The following is a 24,073-nucleotide window of genomic DNA, read 5'->3' on the forward strand; positions in this document are numbered from 1 at the left end:
ACGGTGAAAGCGAGCAATCCTAACCCACGAAAGAACGAAAGAGCCTTCAGCCCATTACTTTGTAAAACGACCTTAGAGCTTATCGAACGCACAGACAAAAAAGGAATCCCTCTTTTTCGTGATAGAGACTGGGGAGATCAGGGTTTCATCCACCTCTGCTTCGATATTAACGGCATGCAGGCCCTGAAGGCGCGCTGCGCCAAATTTGGCCACCCCTTCACTGTCGATAGTAGCGACAGCTTCGATATGGGAAAAGCAGCAGGACACTTCGCCTACTGTGAAGATCCTGATGGTACACTAATCGAGTTCGTGGAAACACATAAAATCCCGATATTCGAAAAAATCGGTTGGTACTTGAACCTTCAAAAACGTGACCCCGAAAAGCCGCTTCCCCGCTGGCTACTGCATCTGCTTGGACTAAATAAGGTCAAGGGCTAAAAAGAAAAAGCAACCTTAAAAAGGTTGCCATTAGCTCTTTTGAATACCTATGAAGAAAATTTTACTCACACAAAGGTAAGCTGCTTCTCCCGCATCGGGATTAAGCCACTATTATATCGCGTGTACCTGCGTGAAGCCTATATGAAGTTTGCCCCGTCAGCGCATCACTAACGGGGCATCTTTTCTATTTTTTGGTAGGAAGTACCGCTTCTGCCTGTAGTAGAGAAAGCGCAGCTAAGCTCATCGCTTCCACACCGCTTAGAATCGTAGGCTTATAGTCAGGAGCGAAATAAGGCGAGTGTAAGCCAGGTATTTCTAGGCCTTCTGCTTTGGCGCGAGCCAAAAACTCTGGATTACCTGCCCCCAAATAAAACATGCTCAGTGGCACTGGTTTTTCCTGCAGCCCAAAGCGTGAAAAGTCTTCTCCGATCATCTGGGCTTCCACACCTACTACGCGCTCCTGACCGAAATGTTCTTCCATCACCTCGCGTAGCCGCGCCGTTAGCGCCTCATCGTTAATGAGCGCTGGCGTATGTGGTTCGCGAAGCTTGAAGGTAGGCAACTTATCCACTCCAAGGCCAGCCGCTTGCGCTAAGTGCCGGCTCATGTGTTTGATTTGCGCCAGCACCTCTTCCCGTACCTCGGGAGAATAGGTGCGGATGGTCAGTAGCAGCTCCACCTCATCCGGGATGATGTTATGCACCGAGCCCCCGCGGATAGCGCCCACCGTGATGACTGCGGGCGTCGTCGGGGCTAATTTTCTACTGACGATGGTTTGGAAGCTTTGGATCAGCTGCGCACTTAGCACGATGGGGTCGATCGTCGTATGGGGCGCCGCTCCGTGACCACCTTCTCCATAAACGGTGATATTCAGCATGTCCACTCCTGCCATCAAGGGGCCCTCCTTAAAGCCTAGGGTGCCTGCGGGAAGGAAAGGGTCGTCGTGGAGCGCTAGCGCAAAGTCCGGGTAAGGGATCTTCTGGTATAGGCTGTCCTGAAACATCTGGTAGGCGCCCATGCCATTTTCTTCAGCGGGCTGTGCCACCATCACCAGGGTTCCCTTCCAGCGGTTCTTAAACTCCACCAGCGTACGGGCCGTGCCCACGAATACCGTCATGTGAATGTCGTGCCCACAGCTGTGGGCGATATAAGTCTCCTGGCCATCAGCTGTAGTGCCTTTTTTCTTACTCGCGAAGGGTAGGCCAGTCTTCTCTTCCATCGGAAGGGCATCCATGTCCGTGCGGATTAAAACGGTAGGACCCGGGCCATTCTCGAAAACACCCACTACGCCATAGCCGCCGATGCCCGTTTGGACTTGAAAGCCAGCACGCTTCAGTTCATTCGCCATGCGCGCAGAGGTTTCTTTCTCCTGAAGAGAAAGCTCAGGGTTCTGATGCAAATGCTTGTAAAGTGCCTCAAGCTCAGGGTATTCGTATTGAATGTACGCGTTTATGCGACTGTCCTGCGCTTGAAGTTGAGGTGCCGCTAAAAGGAGCCAAAAGAAAAGGAAAGGGAGTAAAAGCTTCATGTATTCGTTTTTAGATTCGGAAACTAGTTAAATAAGACCGAAATTTGTGAAAAAAGTTACAAATTCGTGTAATTACTCCAAACTTCGGAGTGAGCCTTTTAAACCCTAAGCGCATGCCGATTCTTTCCAGTGCTTATTCGAAGCCGCCTTTTTACCTCTTTCACCCGCATCTAGAGACCATCGTGCCCTCCATCTGGCGCCAGGTGCCAGAAATCCACTATCGCCGCGAGCGCATCGACACCCCTGATGGGGATTTCTTAGACTTGGACTGGGCAGAGCTACTAGGCTCTCCGGCCTGTGTGGTGATTTCGCATGGCCTAGAAGGTAGTACCGAGCGGCATTATGTGAAAGGTCTAGTAAAGGCCTTCCACTTACAAGGCATCTCAGCACTCGCATGGAATAACCGTTCCTGCGGAGAGGAAATGAACCGAGGCCCCTTACTCTACCATCACGGCGCCAGCTATGATCTCGAAACCGTGGTGATGCACCTGCTGCAGGCCCGCAAGTATGAAAAGATTTACTTGGTGGGCGTCAGTATGGGCGGCGCACAGACCCTGAAGTACCTCGGAGAAAAGGGGACTCAGCTTCCCTCTAAAATCAAAGCCGCCGCCGTGCACTCCACCCCTTGTAATCTGGCTGACAGCGCCGCTACACTCCACCGGAAGGCGAATACGGTGTATAAGAATAAATTCTTAGGCAAGCTTAAGAAAAAGGTCCGGCTAAAGGCTGAGCAGTTTCCCGAGCTTATCGATCTCGGCCCCTGGAGGGCGTGAAGGATTTCGATACCTTCGACACGCTCTACACGCGACCCTCCACGGCTTTCGCGATGCACAGGATTTTTACGCACAGGTGAGCGCGGACCAGTTTATGCCTGCCATAGAAATCCCGACGCTGATCTTGAACGCGGAAAACGACCCTCTCCTAGAGAAAGATTGTTACCCCTTTGCGCTGGCGCAAAAAAAGCCGGAAATTCATCTCGAAGTTCCGGCTCGAGGAGGGCATACGGGCTTCATGCTGCCCGGAGAGCCCTTAGCTTATTCGGAAACCCGACTAGCCGAATTCGTAGCCCAGTTCTAAAGAGGTGCTAGTTATAAGCGCTTCGCGCAAAGTTCCGCTACCGTCTGCCCTATGGCTAAGGAGCTGGTAGCTGCTGGGAGGGTGCGTTTAAAACGTGAACAGCCGAGCGGCTTTCACGAATCGCAAAATCATCCAAAAGGCCGCCACTGCGATCACAAGCTTGTGCGCGAACACCCGCTCCACCAGCGACTAAATCTGACTCCTGTACGTCTGGAATTAGCGCTTGGAGGGCCTCCGTAAAAGCGGCTTTGGAGAAGGAGCGGTACAGCTCACCTAGCCCGGTTTTCCAGTATTTTTTCGCCACCTTCTGGAAGCCTGGCCAGCTGAGCGTTTCCGCGAGCTCCTGTAGGTGTACGGCACCTTTCGTATACCCCTCTCTCCGGAAGGCGAGTACGGCATTGGGGCCTGCCTCCACGCCCCCTTTCATCATACGTGTAAAATGGACACCCAAAAAGGGGAAGTTCGGGTCGGGAATGGGGTAAATAAGGTTGTTAACCAGGTATTCGCGTTCTTTTTTCAATTTATAATATTCCCCGCGGAAGGGGATGATGCGCACATCTGGGCGTTCTCCCATTTCTTTTTCCGCGATCTTATCGGTATAGAGGCCAGCACAGTTGATCAACAGCTTGGCCTTAAAGTCAAGGCCCGCAGCGCGCACCGTGACCCCTTCGGAGTCTGTTTTTACGGCTGTAACGGCATGCTGAAGTAGAATCTCTCCCCCTAAAGCTTGAAATTTCTCTCCGAAGGCTAGTGCGACTCGATGATAGTCCACGATACCAGTTTGCGGAATAAAGAGCGCACCCACACCTGCACAGTAAGGTTCCCGCTCCTTCAGCTCATCTAAGGTAATCTGGCGGCTGCCTGTTAAGCCATTTTCCAGCCCTCGTGCCAGTAGGCCGCGCATCAGTGGAAGCTGTTCCTGCTGGGTAGCTACCACGACTTTCCCCGTGATTTCATAGGGAATACCCATCTCCTGGCAGAATTCCAGCAGCTGCTTGTATCCCGAAATACAGTTTTTCGCCTTCAGCGATCCTGGCTTATAGTAAAGTCCGGAGTGGATAACCCCAGAGTTATTTCCCGTTTGGTGCAGCGCTAGGGCTGCTTCCTTTTCCAGTAGCAAAACCCTTCGTGTCGGCTGCGCGCGTAAAAGTTGCAGCCCCGTGGCGAGGCCCACTATTCCGCCTCCCACGATGATGGCATCGTATCGCATGTGTCTTCGTCTTAATTTCCCTACAAATATAAACTCCTGCGATGGATATTTTATAAAGCGGGGGCTATTGTGCATATTTGTGGCTTAAATCGTATCACCTGTTTGTATAGGTGAGTAAAACCAGAAAAAATGAGCGAACAACACATCGACATCACACTTCCAGATGGATCGGTTAGGCAGTATGCCGCAGGGACCACAGGTTTACAAATTGCCAGCAGTATAAGTGAGGGCTTAGCCCGAAATGTGCTAGCCGCAAAGGTAAATGGCGAGGTGTGGGATGCCACGCGCCCGATCGAGCAGGATGCTCAGGTGCAACTCTTAACCTGGAATGATGACGAGGCGAAAGGGGCCTTTTGGCACTCCTCCGCCCACTTATTAGCCGAAGCCTGGAGGCGCTGTACCCTGGCGTCAAATTCGGTATCGGCCCGAATATCGAGAACGGCTTCTATTACGATGTGGATTTTGGCGATCAGCCATTCGATGGTGCCGCTCTGGAAAAAGTAGAGCAGAAAATGGTGGAGCTGGCGAAAGCCAAAAATGCTTACCAACGCCAAGCGATTAGCAAGGAGGAAGCCATCAGCTATTTTAAGGAGAAGAATGATCCCTACAAGCTGGACCTTTTAGAGGGTTTGGAGGATGGAAGTATTACGTTCTATACCCAGGGAAATTTTGTGGACCTCTGCCGTGGACCTCATATTCCGCATACAGGTTTTATCAAAGCCATTAAATTACTCAATATAGCCGGTGCGTACTGGCGCGGTGACGAGACTCGCCCGATGCTGACACGTATTTATGGAATTAGCTTCCCGAAAGCGAAGGAACTTCAGGAGTACCTGACCAAGCTGGAGGAAGCGAAAAAGCGGGATCACCGGAAGCTGGGCCGCGAACTGGAGCTCTTCACCTTTTCTGAGAAGGTGGGTATGGGGCTGCCCTTATGGTTGCCAAAGGGGACTTTGCTCCGTGAGCGCCTCATCCAATTCATGAAGCGGGCACAGGACAAATCCGGCTATCAGCAAGTGACCACGCCGCACATTGGCCACAAGGCCCTATACGAGACTTCTGGGCACTATGAAAAATATGGAAAGGATTCATTTCAGCCCATTCATACCCCAAATGAGGGGGAAGAATTTCTGCTTAAGCCGATGAACTGTCCGCATCACTGCGAAATTTACAAGCATAAGCCGCGCTCCTATAAAGATCTTCCGGTGCGCTATGCGGAATTCGGTACGGTGTATCGCTATGAGCAAAGTGGTGAGCTGCATGGCCTAACCCGTGTGCGTGGCTTTACGCAAGACGATGCGCACATTTTCTGTCGCCCAGATCAGGTGAAAGAAGAATTTATTAAGGTGATCGACCTAGTGCTTTATGTGTTTAAGGCTTTAGGTTTCGAAGATTATACAGCACAGATTTCCCTGCGCGATCCCGAAAACAAAACCAAGTACATCGGTGAGGATGAAGCCTGGAATAAAGCGGAGGCCTCCATCATCGAGGCAGCTGCTGAGCGAGGCTTGAAGACGGTGACCGAGCTAGGAGAGGCGGCTTTTTACGGTCCGAAACTGGACTTTATGGTGAAAGATGCGCTGGGGCGCAAGTGGCAGCTGGGTACTATTCAGGTAGATTATCAGCTTCCAGAGCGCTTTAAGCTGGAATATGTGGGAGCAGACAATCAAAAACACCGTCCCGTGATGATTCACCGTGCGCCGTTCGGGTCGCTGGAGCGTTTTGTGGCCGTGCTGATCGAACACTGTGCAGGAAATTTCCACTATGGCTATCTCCTGAGCAGATGTGTATTCTACCGATTTCAGAGAAATATAAGGACTATGCCGAAGAGGTACGTGCCTATCTGGAAGATGCGGATATTATCGGAGCGATCGACAACAGAGACGAGAAGATCGGACGTAAAATCCGTGATGCAGAAGTGAAAAAAATCCCATTTATGTTGATTGTTGGGGAAAAAGAACAACAAGAAGGCACGCTTTCTGTTAGAAAACATGGAGAAGGGGATGTGGGTAGCTACACCAAAGAGGAGTTTGCAGCCTACTTCAAGGGAATAATAGCAGAATCTTTAAAAAAATAGGCGCCAAATCTTGCTAAATTTCGTATAAGCTTTATCAAGTGAAAAAATATTTCGATATTTGCAGGCGATTTCATCAACAACCAAATCTTAAATTTTGAGAGGAAGAACACCGTTTAGACAGAGGCAAGAAGAGCCTTACAAAGTGAATCAGAAAATTCGTGCACGTGAAGTACGTGTAGTGGGGGATTTTGTAGAAGAAGGTAACCAGGTAATGGCTACAGATAAGGCGATTAAGTTAGCGCAGGCGAACGAGCTGGACCTTGTAGAAATTTCTCCAAATGCGAGTCCTCCGGTATGTAAGATTATCGACTACGCGAAATTTAAGTACGAGCAGAAGAAAAAGCAGAAAGAGATCAAAGCAAACGCTGCTAAGACTGTTTTGAAAGAAATTCGTTTCGGTCCGAACACGGATGATCACGACTTTAACTTTAAGTTAAAGCATGCGATTAATTTCTTAAAAGAAGGTGCTAAGGTGAAAGCCTATGTACACTTTGTAGGTCGCTCTATCGTGTTTAAGGAAAGAGGTGAAATGTTGTTGTTGAAATTTGCGCAAGCACTAGAGGAATATGGTGCCGTGGAACAGCTTCCAAAAATGGAAGGGAAGCGGATGCATATTTTTATAGCGCCGAAGTCAGCGAAGAAATAATTTCAACTAATCCATACAGTTATGCCTAAAGTAAAAACTAAATCAAGTGCAAAAAAGAGGTTCAAATTAACAGGAACCGGAAAAATCAGAAGAAAGCATGCCTACAAGAGTCACATCTTAACTAAGAAGGCTACGAAAAGAAAGCGTAACCTAACGAAGATGGGCGAAGTGCATGAGTCTGATGTAAACAGAGTAAAAGACATGTTGAGAATCTGATGATTCTTAACTTGTTTACACATTAAATTTAAGGTTTATTATTCACCAGACGCTGAGGTTTAAGTATCGTGAAAGCGATCACCTAGAGTCAAAAATTAACACATTATGCCTAGATCGGTCAATTCCGTTGCATCAAGAGCAAGAAGAAAACGCGTACTAAAAGCCACTAGAGGTTATTTCGGAAGAGGAAGTAACGTTTGGACGGTAGCGAAAAACAAGTATGAGAAAGGTTTACAGTATGCCTACAGAGATAGAAAGGCGAAAAAGCGTGAGTTTAGAGCGCTTTGGATCCAGCGTATCAATGCAGGTGCACGTGAGCATGGGCTCTCTTACTCTCAATTTATGGGTGCTTTGAAAAAAGCGAATATCGAGCTAAACCGTAAGGTGCTAGCTGATTTAGCGATGAATCACCCAGAGGCATTTAAAGCTGTAGTTGAAAAAGTGAAATAAGCGTCGGCACACCGTTTATTTCTATCGGCCCACGGGCCAAAATAAAAAAGGTTATCGTTGGATTCGATAACCTTTTTACTTTTCTACCTTTTTAGGACTTCTACTCACCCTGCTTGCGCAAAATATAATAGGGGGCTAACTGCCCCTGAATGCGATTACCCTCTGCGTCGAGGTGATGCAGCATTCCCTCAGCTACAAAATACTGATTCGGCGCATCTTCGCCTTCCAGCGTGATGGTATTCCCCATATCATTCCACGTATAGGTTCCTTTGCTTTCGAAAACCTCCTCAGACTTCCCCTCATAGGTAAGCTGTTTGACATAGGTACCGTCTTGGCTTATCTGAAGCACGGTTTGGATACCGGCGCAGTCTGCACAAGGCAGCGTTCCCTTATAGGTGCCTGCATAGTCCAGTGCCAATCGGGCACTATGCTCGCGCGCCATCTCTAGAGCCGCCTCCTGCTCTAGGGCATCGATTTTTTCGAGAACTTCCTGTCGTCTCTCTTCATCACTTTTGCCGCAGGCGAAAAGAAAAAAGCTAAAGCCCAAGAGGAGCAAGCTTATCTGTGTCATTTGTGCTATCTTCATCATACATGCTTGATTTTGCTCCAAATTTACAGGCTTCGCTTTACATTCCCTCAGGCTTTAGCCCTTATCTCTCTGAAAAGGTATCAGAAAGGCATGTTGCCTTCTAAGTTATCTTCTCTGCGCCCGCTCTCGCTGAATTTCCAGCATGTCCACGGGCGGTGTGCTGGTATCCTCTAACAAGTGGCGAACGAAATAATCGCCCATTCGCCAAAAGAAATATTCTGTCATATTGCCGAATCCATGGCGCTGACCCGGTAATAGAATAAAGTCAAAACGCTTATTCGCCTGAATCAAGGCATTCGCCATGCGGATAGTGCCGGCCGGATGCACATTATTATCTACATCGCCCGTCACCAGAAGTAGGTGCCCCTTCAGATTTTTCGCCAAGTCTGGGTTTTTCTCAATCTGATAGACGAAAGTGGTGTCCCCCTTTGGACTTACACGCTCCATTACGCCATGATGCTTCTCAGACCACCATCTGTTGTAAATATTATTTTCGTGATTTCCCGCGCTCGAAACCGCCACCTTAAAGAAGTCAGGATACACGAGCATAGCTGCCGTCGACATAAAGCCACCGCCAGAGTGCCCATGAATACCTACTTTATTCACGTCGATATAGGCATGGCGATCTGCCAACTGTTCCGCTGCAGCCTTCTTGTCCGCTAAACCATAATCACGTAAATTCCCGTAACCATAATTATGGTACCACTTCGATCGGTTCGGATGCCCCCCTCTGTTACCTACCGTTACCACTACGAAGCCAGCTGTGCCAGACGATCGGTGCGATCCATTCCTCGCGACCACGCTTTGTTAACTGCCTCCGTTTGTGGACCTGGGTACACATACTGAATGATCGGATAATGCTTCGTGGAATCGAAATCGAAAGGCTTGTACATCACGCCATATAAGTCGGTGATGCCATCATCTGCTTTTACTTTAAAGGGCTCTGGGAACTGATAGCCTGCGGCAAAGAGCTGGCTGAGATCCGCTTCCTCTAAGGACATGACACGCTCCCCACGGGCATTATGCAGATCAGACTTGGGTACCGAATTGACACGCGAATAATTGTTAACAAAAAACTTACCGTTCGTTTTAATCGAGGTGTTATGCTGGAAGTTACCTGCATTTAAGAGACGCGGCTGCCCACCATCCAGCGATACGCTGTACAGGTGCTCGTAGTAGGGGTCTTCGTCTTTTTCTTTGGCGTTTGCCGTAAAGAAAACGGTCTTCGTACGTTCATCTACGGTCTCCACTGCCTCCACATGATAAGGGCCTTCTGTGAGCCTACGCACGAAAGTGCCGTCGTTCGCATACAGGTATAAATGCGCCCAGCCATCGCGCTCCGACCAGTGAATAAACTGACGGCCATTATTCACCAAGTACGGCTTCTTGATCTCAATGTACGTATTGCTACGCTCTTCCACCAGCACCTTTTTCTCATCTTCCGCTAAATCCCAGCGACAAATATCGATACGCTTCAAGTCACGTGAGGTAATGGAAAAGTAAAAACCGTTATCATCGCCGAGCCAAACCACAGGCTTAAACACTTCATCCGCCTGTTCGATCGGGTAGGAGAGGGAGTAAACACCTAAAGATTGGTCCTTGTAGGTCTGCACCGGGAGTTTACGCATTTCTTCTCCCTCGAAACGATAATGATGCAGCGTAGTCTGCGGCTGCTCCTTTTCCCCTGGCATCGCATACTTGTAGGTCTCTAAGGTTGGGCGTGGATTGCGGATGTTATGCAGCACCCAAAGGTCCTTCACGTGCCGGCTATCCGTACGCGTAACGATAAAGCTCTTGCTGTTTGGCGCCCATAAAACACCCGCTCGCTTCCTGTTGTCTTTGTTTTTTTCCTCCTCTACATTGTCTTCGCCACGGCTAGCACCACCCCACTCAAAGAATTTTTCACCATCTTCTGTCAGCTGATGCTCGACGATCGTGCTGTCTTTCTCATCTTTAATGGCCTTTAGGAAGTTTTCCTTATCCATCCAGTACAAGTTGTAGTGCTTCGCAAACACAATCTTAGAAGAGTCAGGCGCGATGTTCGCCCAGGAAAGACGCTTTTCTTTTTCTTCATAATCCTCTATTTCGGTCAGCTCCCGAGTACGCAGATCATAGCGGAAAAAGAAGGTTTTCTTCTCTAAGGAATCCTTTGCTGAGCGATCTTTACGTTTAATTTCCTCCCAGTCTTTTTTGACCACTTCCTTCGTGCTACGCACCTTAAAGCGAAGAGCATTTTCCGCCTCTAAAAACTTCAGGTCCTGTATCGGTAGGTTTTGTCCATCGAAGGGATCTTGTACCTGCAGGGTGATGGCTGCCGCCAAAGCATCTCTGTCGAACAAGGGCCGCTTACTGCGATTATTCGGATCTACGATGTACCAGTTTTTTCCTTCGCTGGTCTGGTACTCATACCAAAAGCCATCGGAAGACTGGAACCAATTTGGTCTCACCTCTGTGCTGTGCACCATCTTTCTCACTTTTTCCGGAGAGAACCGGGCGGCCAGCTCATAGTTAGCAGTAGGCCGCTCTTGTGCCCATGCGCCTATGCTACTTAGGCCCATGAACAGAACAAGAATTATTTTTCGCATGATCTGAATAATATTTTGAAGTAGTAAAATTAAAAAAGTCCCTCTATCTGACGTAGGTGTTTCTATAAGCGTTTAAAAAAGAAGGTTGGAGCCACTTCCTACCCGATAAGCGGTTCTAAGGCTGCGCACACATTGCCTCCGGGCAAAAAAAAAGCGACAAGGTCACCCTTGTCGCTCACATGAAGACAATTTTAAACTTAAGCTCCCGGCTCAGCTACCTTTCCGTGTAACTTGCCCAGCTCCTGATCGATGGTCCAAAGGCCAATGCCCTCTTCGCCGATAATATCAAATAACTCTACCGCTCTACGTGCTAAAGTTTCCTCCTCACGCTGCTCTGTTACATACCACTGCATAAAGCTAAACGAAGCGAAATCCTTCACAGAGAAGCAGTGATCTACGATGGCATTAATCGAACGCGTCACCTGTACCTCGTGCTCTAATATCAATTCAAATACCTCGCGAAGCGAGTTAAAATGATGGCGAATCCCTGTAATCTCCGGCTGGATCGCATGACCTCCAGCCTCGTTAATGTAGCGCAGCAGCTTCATCATGTGCTCGCGCTCCTCATCGGCATGCTGATATAAATACTGGGCAGCATTTTCATAGCCCATCATGTGGCACCAAGAGGCCATGGAAAGGTAGTATGCAGATGACTTTCCCTCCATTTCAATCTGGTTGTTTAACAACTTCTCTGTATCATGCAGAAGCGAACGCTGCAACGTTACGATCTCTTTTACTTTCATAGCTAAATTAATTTATACAAACATAACCAAAATACCCCAAGCAAGTTCCAAAGCATAAGAAAATAGGAGTAATTTGGAATTGGTATAAGTTTAATATTGTAAAATAGTATTCTGCCAAATTAGATTAAGTCTTGATAACACCAGGAAGCACGTATCCATCAAGTGTATTCCTCTTTCTTCAGTGCGTTAAGACGTAAAAGCTCCTGCGCAACTTGCACCAGGGTTTCCTGATTCGCTTCGATATAGCCCTCTGCCAAAAGGAGTAAGGCTTCTCGGTTCCCCTCGCTGGCCGCGTCCATAGCTGGGTCCACAAGGCGCCGATCTAAAAGGGGGTTTAGTCGAACGTAATGGCTACGATTATCCGCCGCAGCAAAAAGTTGATGCATCTGATGCTCGACTGTCTCTGCATTGCCAGACATCATCACATCGATCAGGGGCTGCACCCACTGCACCAGGCCAAACTGGGCGGATCGAGCAGGGTCGATGGGCGCTTTATTGGTTCCCGTACCGATAGAAAGTAAAAACATGTTTCGTCCCTTTGGCTCCCGGCCTCCCCCAAAACGCATTTTGCGAACCTCCGCATAGGCACACATGGCAGGATTATTCGCGAAAACACCGCCATCGATAAAGCCGTATTCCTCTCCACTTCGGCTGTGAATCAGCGCTGTAGGAAAATAGGTCGGCGCAGCAGCCGTTGCCCGAGCCACATCGACTACTCGGAAATCCGCAGATGCAGTGCGTAGCGCCTTTTCTCGCGTAAAAAAGTAAGCACTTCGCTCTGCCAGCGCATAGGCAGGCACCAAGCAGGGACGCTTTAGTTCACTTAAATAAATATCCCCAAAATAGGCGTGCAAGAGCTCTTCTAAAGCTTGGCCTGATACTTGGCACGACGCAGGCGAAAGCCCGAAGAGAGCCGCTGTAAAAGCGAACGCGTAAAAATATGCCCTCCCTGCTCGCGGTAAAGGGCTAAAAGATCAGAAAAATCATAGCGAAAGCGCTCCTTGTTTTGCCCATCGGGCAAAAGTCCCCCTAAGCCCAAAATACCACCGGTGCTGGTGCCAGCCACGAAATCCACCAGCTCCATCAGCCGTAAGGTAGGCTTCCTCGTTTGCAGCCGAACCAGGGTTTCCAAGTGTGCCAAGATCCGAGCGGCTAGTATCCCTCGAATCCCGCCGCCATCGATACTTAATAAAATGATCTTTTGCATAAGCGTTTACGTGAATCTCTAAAATAATGCCTTTAAAACGAAGTAGTCGGATGCTAAACGTTTAAAAAAAACTCCACCCAGAAAAAAAGGTGGAGTTTCTAAAAATGTAATTCTATCCAGCGCTTACTTTACCTTCAGACGCACGAAAGGGTAGCGTAGCGCAGGTCCTTATTTAAAGGAAGGGATGCCCGTGATGGCATGGCCTAAGATCAACAGGTGAATGTCATGCGTGCCCTCGTAGGTGATCACCGACTCCAGGTTCATCATGTGGCGCATCATCGGAAACTCACCCGTAATGCCCATGCCCCCGTGGATTTGGCGCGCCTCTCGCGCGATATTCAGCGCCATTTCCACATTGTTACGCTTGGCTAATGATATCTGGGCGGTAGTCGCCGTACCCGCATCCATCATCATGCCTAATTTCCAAGCCAGGAGCTGGCCTTTCGTAATCTCGGTCAGCATTTCGGCTAATTTTTTCTGGATCAACTGAAAGCTGGCGATGGGCTTATCGAACTGAATACGCTCGAGTGCATAGCGGCGCGCACTGTCGTAGCAGTCCATGGCAGCTCCCACCGCTCCCCAGGCGATTCCGTAGCGGGCAGAGTCCAAGCACATCATCGGAGCGCCCAGTCCACTTTTTCCCGGTAGCAGATTCTCCTTTGGTACTTTTACATCCTGAAAAACAAGCTCTCCCGTCGCGCTCGCGCGTAAGGACCACTTGCCATGTGTCTCCGGCGTGCTGAAGCCTTCCATTCCACGTTCTACAATCAAACCATGGATACGGCCTTCCTCATTTTTCGCCCAGACCACTGCGATATCCGCCTTTGGCGCATTTGAAATCCACATTTTGGCGCCATTTAATAGGTAATGGTCGCCCATATCTTTAAAATGCGTCGTCATACCCGAGGGATTCGAGCCATGATCCGGCTCTGTAAGCCCGAAGCAACCTAAAAACTCGCCACTTGCCAGCTTAGGTAGAAACTTCTGCTTCTGCTCCTCACTGCCGAACTTGTAAATCGGATACATAACCAGGGAACCCTGCACGGAAGCGGTAGAACGCATACCTGAGTCGCCGCGCTCGATTTCCTGCATGATTAATCCATAGGTAATGTAGTCCATCCCGCCGCCCCCATAGGCACTCGGAATCTGGGGACCGAAAGCACCCACCTCGCCGAACTTACGCACGATCTCATACGGGAAATGCCCCCGCTGCGCCCAGTCCTCGATGTACGGGCTAATTTCCTTTTTCACAAAATCCCGCACGGAAGCGCGTACCAGCTTTTGCTCTTCATTTAACAGGTCATCGATGCCGTAAAAATCTACCCCCTCGAAAAGGTCTTGTTTACTGCTTTTTATCGTTTCATCAACTGCTTGCATATGTATATTTTGGTTTATTGCTCAAATAAATGGAATTTTGCACTCTGTAATTGCGCTGCTTGAAATAACGCATATCTTTTGAAAATTACTACCTCATCGACTAAAATATTTCCGCATGACTAGGGAAACCTTACCCGAAGCCGTTTATAAGAAAATAGTACTTTTAGAAGAAAAGTTCAAAGCCTCGGGCCAAGACCTCTCTTCCTATCTGGAGGGGCTCTTGCATGCAGACTACATGAGCTACTGGGACTACATCAATCTGGACACGCTACTCTCCATCCAGCAGCCCCGCACTTCCTTTAAAGATGAGAAAATTTTCATCGTGTACCACCAGATTACCGAGCTCTACTTTAACCTGATCCTCTGGGAGATGGAGCAGATATCAGCTGAGACCTGCTCCTCGGGAGCCTTTTCTGCTGGAAAAACTGCAGCGCATCCATCGCTACTTTGACCAGCTGATTAGCTCTTTCTCCGTTATGTGGCAAGGGATGCAAAAGGAGCAGTTTCTTAAGTTCCGCATGTCTCTGCTGCCTTCCTCTGGCTTTCAGTCGGCGCAGTATCGCTTTATCGAGCTGATGGCTACGGACGTAAAGCACCTTTTAGCCCAGCAGCACAGGGGCACAGAGACAGAAAAAGGCGACTTGGAAACCCTATTTGAGGCGCTTTACTGGCAGCAGGGGGCGATAGAATTGGCCTCCGGCCAAAAAACACTGACGCTAAATTCTTTCATCCAAAAGTACGGGCGAAAGCTGAAGCGAACCATGAAGGACTATAAAAAGTGCAACATTTGGCGTAAATTCCAGCAGGTAGAAAGCCCTTCCGAGGAGCTAAAGGAGGCGATGCGGCAGTTCGATCTGAAAGCAAATGTTTACTGGCCCCTGGCGCACTATAAATCAGCGGTACACTATCTGGCACGCAAGCCAGAAGCTATCGCAGCCACGGGGGGGACGAACTGGCAGCAGTACCTGCCTCCGCGCTTCCAAAAAGTGATATTTTACCCCAGTCTCTGGTCCGCGCAGGAACAGGAGGAATGGGGGAAAGGCTGGGTGCTGAAAGAGCTATTAGGGGACCAGGAGGGCTGAGGGCCTGCACAGGTTTTCTGGAAAAAAACGCCTATCTTTGTGAAAAAATTACCTCTCTTTTAAGGATAGATCCCTTACACGCATGGTAAAAACACTGGCATTAAAACTCACCCCAGAGGTCGCTTTCGATGCAGCGGCCCTAAAAGAAGCTGCCCTCCGAGCAGCCCATTTTCCACCTCAAGCCGACCTGGAGGTGCGCGTAGAAAAGCGCTCTATAGATGCACGTTCCCGCCGGCAGGTTTGGGTGCATGTGGACGTTTCCTTCCATCCAGCTTCAGAAGCACTCCCCCCGAGGATTCAGATGCCGCAGTACCCCGATGTACGGGATAAGGCGGAGGTGGTGATCGTGGGTGCTGGGCCTGCTGGGCTTTTTGCGGCACTCCGCGTTATCGAGCTGGGCTTTAAGCCTGTCGTCCTCGAAAGAGGAAAAGATGTGCGCGCACGCCGCAGGGATCTGGCCGCCATCAACAAAGCCCATACCGTGGACCCCGACTCCAACTACTGCTTCGGAGAGGGCGGGGCTGGGACGTATTCGGACGGCAAACTGTACACCCGATCCAAAAAGCGTGGGGATATCCGCAGAATTTTAGAAATTTTCGTGGCGCATGGCGCCACAGAAGAGATATTAGTAGATGCACATCCGCATATCGGCACGAATAAATTGCCGAAAATCGTGGCCGCGCTGCGCCAACGTATTTTGGACGCAGGAGGTGAAGTGCACTTTGAAACCAAAGTGAGCTCTTTTTTGCTCGAAGGAGATGAAATGAAGGGCGTTATCACCGAAAAGGGGGAAACGTTCACCGGGCTTGGGGTGATTTTGGCCACCGGCCACTCCGCAAGGGATATTTTTGAACAGCTGCACCGCCAAGGGATTAAAATCGAAGCCAAGCCTTTTGCGCTCGGTGTGCGCGTGGAACATGCCCAGCAGTTTATCGACCGTATGCAGTACCACTGCCCGGTGGAGCGAGGTCCTTATCTGCCCGCCTCGAGTTATAGCCTGGTAGCGCAGACGCAGTGGAAAGGCAAGCAGCGCGGCGTGTTTTCCTTCTGTATGTGCCCAGGAGGCTTTATCGTGCCTGCCGCCACCTCGCCAGGGGAGCTGGTCGTAAACGGCATGAGCCCCAGCCGTCGTGATAGTAAATATGCCAACTCAGGCATCGTTGTGGCTGTGGAGCTCGAAGACCTTGCGGACTATGCGCATTTTGGCCCCCTGGCAGCCATGCGCTTTCAGCAAGATGTCGAGAAGGCCATTTGGCAAGCGGGAGGCGAGAGCCAAGTGGCGCCAGCCCAGCGCTTGCTTGATTTCGTGTCCCATAAAGTATCTGAGGAGCTGCTGCCCACTTCCTATCAGCCAGGTCTGAAGTCCGTGGACATGCACCAGGTACTTCCTCCGTTTATCGCCCAAAGGCTCAAGCAGGGCTTTCAGCTCTTCAACCAAAAAATGCAAGGCTACCTGACCAATGAGGCGCAGATGATCGGTGTGGAAAGCCGTACTTCTTCCCCTGTGCGTATCCCCCGCGACCGGGAGAGTTTCGAGCATATCGAAATTAAACGACTCTATCCCAGCGCGGAAGGAGCCGGCTATGCAGGAGGAATTATGTCTGCAGCCATGGACGGAGAGCGCTGTGCTGAAAAACTCCTGGCCAAGTATGCCGCTAAGACCTCGACCCCCGCAGTGAAATGACCTTTGCGATCGTCGATATCGAAACCACGGGGAGCCATGCCCACGCTGGTGCCATCACAGAAATCGCTATTCTCATTCACGATGGACAGCAAGTGCTGGAAACGTTCCAGACGCTGGTCAACCCAGAGCGGCCCATTCCTCACTTTATTACCGGACTGACGGGCATTGATAATCAGATGGTTGCCGATGCCCCGACGCTACGGGAGCTAGCGCCCAAGCTGCATGCCCTGCTGGCCCCCCACACGTTCGTGGCACATAACGTGAACTTTGACTACACCTTTTTAAAAGTCGCGCTGGAGCGGGAAGGTTTTTCCTGGCAGGCACAGCGCCTGTGTACGGTGCGGCTGGCGCGCAAGGCCTTTCCGGGACTTCGCTCCTATAGCTTGGGGCGCCTCTGTGAGCAGCTCGGCATTCCCATCGCTGCACGACACCGCGCCTTCGGAGATGCCGAGGCCACAGCCGTGCTCTTCGGTCGTATCTTTCAACAAGCCCCCGAGCTTATCCTAGGAACAGGTAAAAAAAAGAAGCAATACGCCTTTTTGCCCCCTAACTTCAGCCCCGAACGCTTCGAAGCCCTACCAGAAGAAACGGGCATCTATTATTTCTTAAATGCAAAAGGGGATATTTTATACATAGGGAAAGCCCTTAACATCAAAAAGCGCTTCCAACAGCATTTTGCCAGTGCCCAAAAAGACCCAGGCAAGCTCGCCCTTGCAGCCGATTTACACGATGTGGCAGTGGAGTTAACAGGCTCAGAGCTGCTCGCCTATCTATTAGAATTACAGGGCATTAAAAAACACTGGCCTCCTTTTAATGCGGCCCTAAAGCGACCCGTGCAGCAATGGGGGCTTTACCGCTATCAGGATCACCTGGGCTACAGTCGATTTTCTGTGGCAAAAGCCAAAAAAGGGTTTGAGGCCCTGCTGTTGTTTGACAGCCACTCGGAAGCTTGGAGCTTCTGGAAAAAGGCCGTCCAGGATTTTGGGCTATGCCCCAAATTATCCGGCGTACAAAAAACACCGGCTGCCTGCTATGACCGACAGGCAGGCAGCTGTGCGGGTGCCTGTGAGGGTGCTGAGCCAGTAGCCATCTATGAAGAAAAGGTCTTCGCACTCTTACAGCGGATCCAAAGCCTTAAAGGACAGCTTTTGCTCCAACTTCCCGGTAGAAAAGCACGTGAGCAGGCCTTTATTCGTGTGGAAAACGGCTGTTTTACAGGCTATGCCTTTTTAAATCCTGAGGAGGTACAAATTCAAGCGCCCGAGGAACTCAGCAGCTACTTGCAGGCAGTTCCGGCCTACCCCGAAAGCGGTTATATCATGCGGAGCTTTTTACCAAAATTACCTCCGAAAGCTTTTTTCCACGTGTCAATCGGCTAAATGAGGTCTTGTAAGGCTGAAGCAAGCCGCTTCTGGGCAGAAAAAAACCGCACAGCAGGCACCGTGCGGTTTAATCGATCTAAACTGGTTATGATGCAAATGTTTTTTAGCGTGTAGCCGGGGCCAAGGTATAATCTGTAAAGTTCCCCATCAGGCGTTCACCGGGCTCCCCTTGGGTAACGGATTCCACCAGGTATTTTCCCCCACAAAACAGCCTTTCCAAGATTCTCCAATGCCTCCGAAGGACTCTTCCTTATCTCCGCGCGAACGCGACTTATTGATGCCGATTTTATAGCCTCTCAGCTGACTGGCGATACGCTGCGCCTCCTCTGCATGATCGCAAGCGATGGAGGCGACGAGGCTGCCATTCGAAATATTCATCTCACTGATTAACTCTTCCTCAGAGTCCACTAAAATGATGCTATCCAGCGGCCCGAAAGGTTCGTTATGATAGAGCAAAGCATTTTTAGGCACATTTAAGAGGGCTGTAGGCGGGTAGTAAGCACTTATGTCTTGATTCGGAAGGAACTGGGCAGGATCTATTTTGCCTCGGTAGAGGCATACCGCACCCTTCGCGATGGCATCATGGTACATGGCGTCCACCTCTTCTACCTTTTTACTGTTGATGAGCGGGCCGAAATCCACTTGAGGTGCCGTCGTGCTTCCTTCCTCCACCAGGAGAGGATGTCCGTAGGTGATGGACTTAAGCATGTTCAAGTACATCTCTAAAAACTCTGGAAACAGGGTACGCTGCACGACGAAACGCACATAGGCCGTACAGCGCTGCTTACCGTATTTAAAGCCCGCCTTTAGCTGCTTGGCCAGATGGTCCCAGTCAGAATAATTCCAGATTCCATAGGCATTTACGCCCTCCATTTCCAGCATGTAACGCTTGTTTTTATCTACCAAGCTGGCCACAATATTCCGCCCATTGCTTTTTCCACCCACATAGGCGAGGCAGTCCACATGCTCATTTTTCACCAGCGCTTCACTCAGCGCACCTCCCGAGCCACTGACCAGCGTAAGGGGAAGGCCATGTCTTTTGGCGATAGCGAAACAGACCGTTAGGGAAAAGAGTCCGCCATCTGAAGGTGTTTTGGCCACCGCGGCGTTGCCGCAAAGTACCTGTACCAAGCAGGCATGTACCAAAACCGAAATGGGGTAGTTCCAAGAAGAAATGTTGGATACGACACCGATAGGGGTTCGGCTTCCCAGCATATCCTCTATCGTGTCCAGATACCACTGTACACCGCTTATGCAGCGCTCCACACTATCCACACATTGGTCGAAGGGCTTGCCGATCTCCCATACAAGCAGAAATGCGATAAGTTCTTTATGCTGCTCCATCTCGTCGATGGTGGCTTGTACGGCAGCTTTTCGGGCATGCAGGGGGCTCTCCGCCCAGGTTTTCGCCTCTTCACTGGCATGCGCTACGGCCTGTTTACAAGTTTCTAGATCGATATTCGGGTAGTGCCCTAAAAAGGAGCCATCGATGCTGGAGTAAAAGGGCTTTTTATTGCCATCCACCTGCCAGCGTCCTGCTATCAGGTTCAGTGGCTCTGAGGAAGGCCCGAAAGCCTCGGGTGCTATTTTTTTGGCCTGTTCCAAAAGCCTTGGCCATTCTGCCTTTTCTAAAATTTTCATTACTGCTGGCATATTCATCCAAGTTTACTAAAATATGGGTATTAACAGTAATGATGGATATAAGTTTTAAAAAAATAAAAAAATTAATTAAAAAAAATTACACTATAAACTAAGTAGGGATTATAAATAAAAAGGGCATAAAAAAATCAGAAGCTGATAGGATAAAGCATCAGCTTCTGATTTATAGCGTATAATGTTAATAACTAAAATACGTTTATCCTTTGCGCGCTAGCGCGGCCTTCGCCTTCGCTACGATAGCAGCAGCGTTTAAGCCGTACTTCTCCATGAGCTGAGCAGGGGTGCCTGATTCGCCAAAGCTATCCATCACTGCTACGAATTCCTGAGGGCAAGGGAAGTTTTGTGCCAGCGTACGGGCCACACTTTCACCTAAACCACCTAGGATGTTATGCTCTTCGGCGGTCACCACACACTTGGTTTTCGCTACGGAGTCTAGGATAAGAGTCTCATCCAGGGGCTTGATCGTGTGAATGTTAATCACTTCAGCGCGAATTCCTTCTTGGCGGAGTAAAGCCTCGGCCACCACGGATTCCCACACCAGGTGTCCTGTGGCGATGAGGGTCACATCCGAGCCTTCGATCATTTTCCAGCCTTTGCCGATTTCGAACACCTGGTCCTTTGGCGTGAAGATCGGCCAGCTCGGGCGGCCAAATCGGAGGTACACAGGGCCCTCATAGGCTGCAGCAGCGATGGTAGCCGCCTTCGTTTGGTTGTAATCACAAGGGTTTATCACGCACATGTGCGGAAGCATCTTCATCAAGCCGATGTCTTCCAAGATCTGATGCGTGGCACCGTCTTCGCCCAGTGTTAGGCCGGCGTGCGAGGCTGCGATTTTCACGTTTTTACCTGAGTAGGCGATGGACTGTCGAATCTGATCATACACACGACCTGTGGAGAAATTCGCGAAAGTTCCTGTGAAAGGGATTTTGCCCCCGATCGTCATACCGGCAGCGAGGCCCATCATGTTCGCCTCAGCGATACCTACTTGAAAAAAACGGTCAGGAAAGGCTTTTTGAAAGTCTCCCATTTTCAGGGAGCCGATAAGGTCGGCACAGAGACCCACCACATTTGGATTTTGCTTGCCTGCCTCCACTAAACCGTCACCAAAGCCTGAGCGCGTATCCTTTTTCTCTGTGTATGTATATTTTAAATCTAATGTTTGTTCCATGAGTGCGTATTGCTAATAAAAGGGAATAAATAAAGCCTAGTAGTCGCCTAAGGTCTCTTCTAGTTGGCCGAGGGCATTGGCTAACTGTTCATCGCTAGGTGCGATGCCGTGCCACTTATGCGTGCCCACCATAAAGTCCACGCCAAAGCCCATTTCTGTGTGCAGGAGATTGAGGACTGGCTTCCCTTTGCCCGAGAGGCTTTCGCCTCCTGAAGGCCAGCTAGCACCGCTTCCATATCATTCCCTTTCTTGGTCTCGATGACCTCCCAGCCAAAGGCTTCCCACTTCGCACGTAAGTTTTTCAAGTCCATCACCGCCGTGGTCGGACCATCAATCTGCTGTCCATTATAGTCTACAGTGGCGATGATATTATCTACCCCGTAGTGCGCAGCATACATGGCAGCCTCCCAGATTTGGCCTTCCTGAAGCTCCCCATCACCCATAAGCACGTAAACGTGGTGCGGATCTTGGTTCAGCTTTTTAGCCTGGGCTACGCCCAAAGCGACCGAAAGGCCCTGACCTAAAGAACCTGATGCGATGCGGATGCCTGGAAGGCCCTCTTCGGTGGCAGGATGCCCCTGCAGTCTGCTGTTCAGCTTCCGGAAGGTCGCCAGCTCCTCAGTTTTAAAGTAACCGCTGCGCGCTAGCACGCTGTACCAAACGGGGGAGATGTGCCCATTCGATAAAAAGAACATGTCCTCACCCTCTCCCGACATGGAAAAGGCAGGGTTATGCTTCATTTCATGGAAATATAAGGCTGTGAAAAACTCTGTACACCCTAAGGAAGCGCCGGGGTGGCCCGACTGCACCGCATGCACCATGCGGAGGATGTCTCTACGTACTTGTGAACTGATCTTTTTTAATTGATCGAGGGATTGTTGTTCCATGAATGTGGAATTATTTGAGAATTTGCTGAGTGTGTTCTTTCGTTTTTACTTTAGAGATAATCTCTTCGATAGTGCCTTCCTCGTCGATGATAAAGGTGGTGCGTGCAGTGCCCATATAAGTGCGGCCGTACATCTGCTTCTCCACCCAGGTGCCATAGGCTTCATGTACCTGCTTGTCCTCGTCTGCGATGAGTCGGAAGGGCAATGCCTGCTTTTCGATAAACTTTTTATGGGATTTTTCAGAGTCAGCGCTTACGCCTAAGACCTCATATCCCGCAGCCTGTAGGGCTTCATAGTTGTCGCGCAAGTTACAGGCCTGTGCGGTGCAGCCCGGGGTATTGTCCTTCGGATAAAAGTAGAGCACCACTTTTTTTCCTTTGAAATCGCTGAGGCGAATCGTGTTTCCATCCTGGTCTTTGGCCGTAAAATCCGGCGCTGCTTGTCCTACTTCTAGAGGCATACGTTGGTTTGTTTTAGGTTAAGGAATCATTCCATTCCAGACCTGCTCATTCCCGGCTCGGTCTGTTACTGTCAGTTGAACCGCTCCCTGCAACACTTGTTTATCGGCTGGATCTGTCCAGATCAGTGCCTGCTTGTGCTCGTACCGTAGCCGCACCCAGCGGCCATCGACTTTCAGCGTGTAGCGCGCTATGCCGGAATCTGCATCCCGAATGCGGAAGCGCAGCCCCTGTCGATCTACACGTACGGGCTCGATGCTCGGTGCCAGCAGATCGCGGTCGCGTACAAAAGTACCAAAATTTCTGCTCTTAAACCGAATGAATTGCCCTTCGATCTCCCCGCCTACGTAACTTTTTTGTCCATTTGGGCGGCGCTCATAGACCTGAAAGGGAGGGGTATCGGCAGTGGGCTCCTGCTGCCAGCGCCATTCTAAGGGCTCATTTAGCACTTGATGGGGGATGGATGCTAGCCGGAGCGCATCTGCTTCCTGAAATACCCGCAGGTAGAGCGGGCTGAGCAAGCTGTTTTTCGCCACATGTAGCTGGAAACCCTCACCAAAAACCTCCGTGCAGGTGCCGGGCAGAATTTCGGGAAGAAATCCTGTGGGAATAGGGGCATCGTCCTCGCAAGTTTGATAGGCATCGGGCACCCCTAAAGCGAGCGGCCAGTGGTACAGCACCTCCTGTCCCCGCGTTCCCGTGGCGGCCAGCTCATAGCGCATCCCATCTACGAAAACAGTGGCATGGGCGCGGGCATGGCGCAGCGGAGCTGCAAAGGTGAACCAGTCTCCCTCAGGATCTACCTGACTGGCAGGAAGGGCCTGCGCATCCTCCTGCTCGCCACGGACCGCTAAGCGAAGGGTGGACAGATTCTGATGCCCATCCCAAGCCTGTAGCAGGAGGGTAGTCTCCATGCCCGGGGGGAGGTGAATGATGCCATTTTGGCCTCTGGGCCATAATAGGGCAAGCGGTTCGCTGGATTAAGGCGAAACAACTTCGTATAACGCTGCAGGTGGGTGTGCAAATAATACTGCCGCCCATAGCTGTAGTCCACATGTTCCACGCGGCTTTGGAAACAAAGCCCCAAATCAGAAGCTTCCAACAGGTAGTGCGGCACCCCGAAAATGTGATGCACATCGTTCATTTTGTCCTGCGCGAAAATTTCCAGACCTACTGGGCCCTGCAGGCGAATCGGGGCTGAGGAGGGGAGGGCGTAGCCATCTGTCGTAGCGCGAAGGGGCAGCCGAAGCCGCTGATGCTTGCCATTTACCCGGCTGTCCAGACTGAGTGGCACGAGGTTAATGGCCAGCAGGGACGGAGGCAGCTCATCGCGTACCTTTCCGGGATAAAAGCGCAGGGGGTCTATGGGCCGCTCTAGGCTGTCGCGAATTTCAAAATGCAGGTGTGGCCCTGCTGAGATCTGCCCGAAGGCTCGACCAGGGAGCTAGGAGACTTCGCTTTTTATGGGCCAGCGCCGCTCGGGAAAAATTCAAGGTCATTTTCTTCTTTCGCATAGTGCTCCGGGATGAAAAAGTGCCTTCACACTCGGGCTAAAATCGTCTAAWGTGCATAGACGGAGCTATTCCGTCTTATGCCGCAGATAGATAACC

20 protein-coding genes and 5 pseudogenes are annotated in these 24,073 nt (G+C 50.3%); 10 read left to right on the forward strand and 15 right to left on the reverse strand.

What is annotated here, in order from left to right; translation table 11 throughout:
- The coding region (locus tag A3SI_RS19365) for a VOC family protein (protein WP_009056156.1) at positions 1 to 438 on the forward strand (438 nt) is incomplete at its 5' end.
- A 184-nt stretch (positions 439 to 622) separates the two neighbouring features.
- On the opposite strand, the gene A3SI_RS11815 is transcribed toward A3SI_RS19365, so the two are convergent.
- On the reverse strand, positions 623 to 1,966 hold the full coding sequence (locus tag A3SI_RS11815; RefSeq protein ID WP_009056158.1) for an amidohydrolase: 1,344 nt from the start codon (positions 1,964 to 1,966) through the stop codon (positions 623 to 625).
- A gap of 113 nt (positions 1,967 to 2,079) precedes the next feature.
- Between A3SI_RS11815 and A3SI_RS11820 the strand changes: the two genes are divergently transcribed.
- Positions 2,080 to 2,739: a YheT family hydrolase gene (locus A3SI_RS11820; protein ID WP_316929185.1), complete on the forward strand. Its 660-nt coding sequence runs from the start codon at positions 2,080 to 2,082 to the stop codon at positions 2,737 to 2,739.
- Positions 2,740 to 2,815: 76 nt separating this feature from the next.
- Positions 2,816 to 3,043 (forward strand): alpha/beta fold hydrolase family protein, encoded by a 228-nt coding sequence (locus A3SI_RS22770; protein WP_316929186.1) that lies wholly within the window; start codon positions 2,816 to 2,818, stop codon positions 3,041 to 3,043.
- An 11-nt stretch (positions 3,044 to 3,054) separates the two neighbouring features.
- On the opposite strand, the pseudogene lhgO reads toward A3SI_RS22770, so the two are convergent.
- Positions 3,055 to 4,253, reverse strand: a pseudogene (gene lhgO / locus A3SI_RS11825) (L-2-hydroxyglutarate oxidase).
- A gap of 129 nt (positions 4,254 to 4,382) precedes the next feature.
- Here lhgO and thrS point away from each other — a divergent pair.
- The 4 genes and pseudogenes from thrS to rplT all read left to right on the forward strand — a co-directional run bounded on the left by thrS (position 4,383) and on the right by rplT (position 7,642).
- A pseudogene (gene thrS, locus A3SI_RS11830) lies at positions 4,383 to 6,330 on the forward strand (threonine--tRNA ligase).
- A 94-nt stretch (positions 6,331 to 6,424) separates the two neighbouring features.
- Entirely contained in the window at positions 6,425 to 6,976 is a 552-nt protein-coding gene (gene infC, locus A3SI_RS11835; RefSeq protein ID WP_040670821.1) for a translation initiation factor IF-3, read from the forward strand.
- 21 nt (positions 6,977 to 6,997) lie between these two features.
- A complete protein-coding gene (gene rpmI / locus A3SI_RS11840) occupies positions 6,998 to 7,192 on the forward strand; it encodes a 50S ribosomal protein L35 (protein ID WP_009056163.1) in 195 nt (64 codons plus the stop codon).
- 105 nt (positions 7,193 to 7,297) lie between these two features.
- On the forward strand, positions 7,298 to 7,642 hold the full coding sequence (gene rplT / locus A3SI_RS11845) for a 50S ribosomal protein L20 (RefSeq protein WP_009056165.1): 345 nt from the start codon (positions 7,298 to 7,300) through the stop codon (positions 7,640 to 7,642).
- Positions 7,643 to 7,742: 100 nt separating this feature from the next.
- On the opposite strand, the gene A3SI_RS11850 is transcribed toward rplT, so the two are convergent.
- The 7 genes and pseudogenes from A3SI_RS11850 to A3SI_RS11870 form a co-directional block, all read right to left on the reverse strand.
- A complete protein-coding gene (locus A3SI_RS11850) occupies positions 7,743 to 8,231 on the reverse strand; it encodes a copper resistance protein NlpE (RefSeq protein WP_009056166.1) in 489 nt (162 codons plus the stop codon).
- Between the two features lie 105 nt (positions 8,232 to 8,336).
- Complete coding sequence (locus tag A3SI_RS22775) at positions 8,337 to 8,981, reverse strand: alpha/beta hydrolase family protein (protein WP_316929187.1); 645 nt, start codon at positions 8,979 to 8,981, stop codon at positions 8,337 to 8,339.
- A complete protein-coding gene (locus A3SI_RS11855; RefSeq protein WP_316929188.1) occupies positions 8,981 to 10,789 on the reverse strand; it encodes a DPP IV N-terminal domain-containing protein in 1,809 nt (602 codons plus the stop codon). Before A3SI_RS11855 ends, A3SI_RS22775 begins: the two co-directional genes overlap by 1 nt.
- Before the next feature lie 224 nt (positions 10,790 to 11,013).
- The gene (locus A3SI_RS11860) at positions 11,014 to 11,559 is read right to left on the reverse strand and encodes a ferritin (protein WP_009056167.1); all 546 of its coding nucleotides are present in this window, start codon (positions 11,557 to 11,559) and stop codon (positions 11,014 to 11,016) included.
- 158 nt (positions 11,560 to 11,717) lie between these two features.
- Positions 11,718 to 12,422, reverse strand: a pseudogene (locus A3SI_RS11865) (patatin-like phospholipase family protein); the annotation flags it as partial.
- The gene (locus A3SI_RS21690; RefSeq protein ID WP_009056169.1) at positions 12,422 to 12,766 is read right to left on the reverse strand and encodes a patatin-like phospholipase family protein; all 345 of its coding nucleotides are present in this window, start codon (positions 12,764 to 12,766) and stop codon (positions 12,422 to 12,424) included. The pseudogene A3SI_RS11865 and the gene A3SI_RS21690, both read right to left, overlap by 1 nt.
- 168 nt (positions 12,767 to 12,934) lie before the next feature.
- Positions 12,935 to 14,143: an acyl-CoA dehydrogenase family protein gene (locus A3SI_RS11870; protein WP_009056171.1), complete on the reverse strand. Its 1,209-nt coding sequence runs from the start codon at positions 14,141 to 14,143 to the stop codon at positions 12,935 to 12,937.
- A 115-nt stretch (positions 14,144 to 14,258) separates the two neighbouring features.
- Between A3SI_RS11870 and A3SI_RS23300 the strand changes: the two are divergent.
- The 3 genes and pseudogenes from A3SI_RS23300 to A3SI_RS11885 all read left to right on the forward strand — a co-directional run bounded on the left by A3SI_RS23300 (position 14,259) and on the right by A3SI_RS11885 (position 18,288).
- Positions 14,259 to 15,225: pseudogene (locus tag A3SI_RS23300) on the forward strand (tryptophan 2,3-dioxygenase family protein).
- A gap of 82 nt (positions 15,226 to 15,307) precedes the next feature.
- Positions 15,308 to 16,909 carry an NAD(P)/FAD-dependent oxidoreductase gene (locus A3SI_RS11880; protein ID WP_009056177.1) on the forward strand — a complete coding sequence of 534 codons (1,602 nt, stop codon included), beginning with the start codon at positions 15,308 to 15,310 and terminating at the stop codon, positions 16,907 to 16,909.
- Positions 16,906 to 18,288, forward strand: coding sequence for an exonuclease domain-containing protein (locus tag A3SI_RS11885; RefSeq protein WP_009056179.1), 1,383 nt, complete (start codon positions 16,906 to 16,908; stop codon positions 18,286 to 18,288). Before A3SI_RS11880 ends, A3SI_RS11885 begins: the two co-directional genes overlap by 4 nt.
- A gap of 150 nt (positions 18,289 to 18,438) precedes the next feature.
- On the opposite strand, the gene A3SI_RS11890 is transcribed toward A3SI_RS11885, so the two are convergent.
- The 6 genes and pseudogenes from A3SI_RS11890 to A3SI_RS11915 form a co-directional block, all read right to left on the reverse strand.
- Complete coding sequence (locus tag A3SI_RS11890; protein ID WP_202946865.1) at positions 18,439 to 19,932, reverse strand: aldehyde dehydrogenase family protein; 1,494 nt, start codon at positions 19,930 to 19,932, stop codon at positions 18,439 to 18,441.
- A 214-nt stretch (positions 19,933 to 20,146) separates the two neighbouring features.
- Entirely contained in the window at positions 20,147 to 21,118 is a 972-nt protein-coding gene (locus tag A3SI_RS11895; RefSeq protein ID WP_009056183.1) for a transketolase family protein, read from the reverse strand.
- Between the two features lie 36 nt (positions 21,119 to 21,154).
- Positions 21,155 to 22,005 (reverse strand): annotated as a pseudogene (locus A3SI_RS11900) (transketolase).
- A gap of 10 nt (positions 22,006 to 22,015) precedes the next feature.
- Positions 22,016 to 22,465, reverse strand: coding sequence for a thioredoxin-dependent thiol peroxidase (bcp, locus tag A3SI_RS11905; RefSeq protein ID WP_009056184.1), 450 nt, complete (start codon positions 22,463 to 22,465; stop codon positions 22,016 to 22,018).
- 18 nt (positions 22,466 to 22,483) lie between these two features.
- Positions 22,484 to 23,377 carry a hypothetical protein gene (locus A3SI_RS11910; protein ID WP_009056187.1) on the reverse strand — a complete coding sequence of 298 codons (894 nt, stop codon included), beginning with the start codon at positions 23,375 to 23,377 and terminating at the stop codon, positions 22,484 to 22,486.
- Entirely contained in the window at positions 23,314 to 23,757 is a 444-nt protein-coding gene (locus A3SI_RS11915) for a hypothetical protein (RefSeq protein WP_009056189.1), read from the reverse strand. The genes A3SI_RS11910 and A3SI_RS11915 overlap by 64 nt, the downstream gene beginning before the upstream one ends.
- Between the last annotated feature and the right edge of the window lie 316 nt (positions 23,758 to 24,073).

The sequence above is a fragment of the Nitritalea halalkaliphila LW7 genome (assembly GCF_000265075.1).
Lineage (GTDB): Bacteria > Bacteroidota > Bacteroidia > Cytophagales > Cyclobacteriaceae > Nitritalea > Nitritalea halalkaliphila.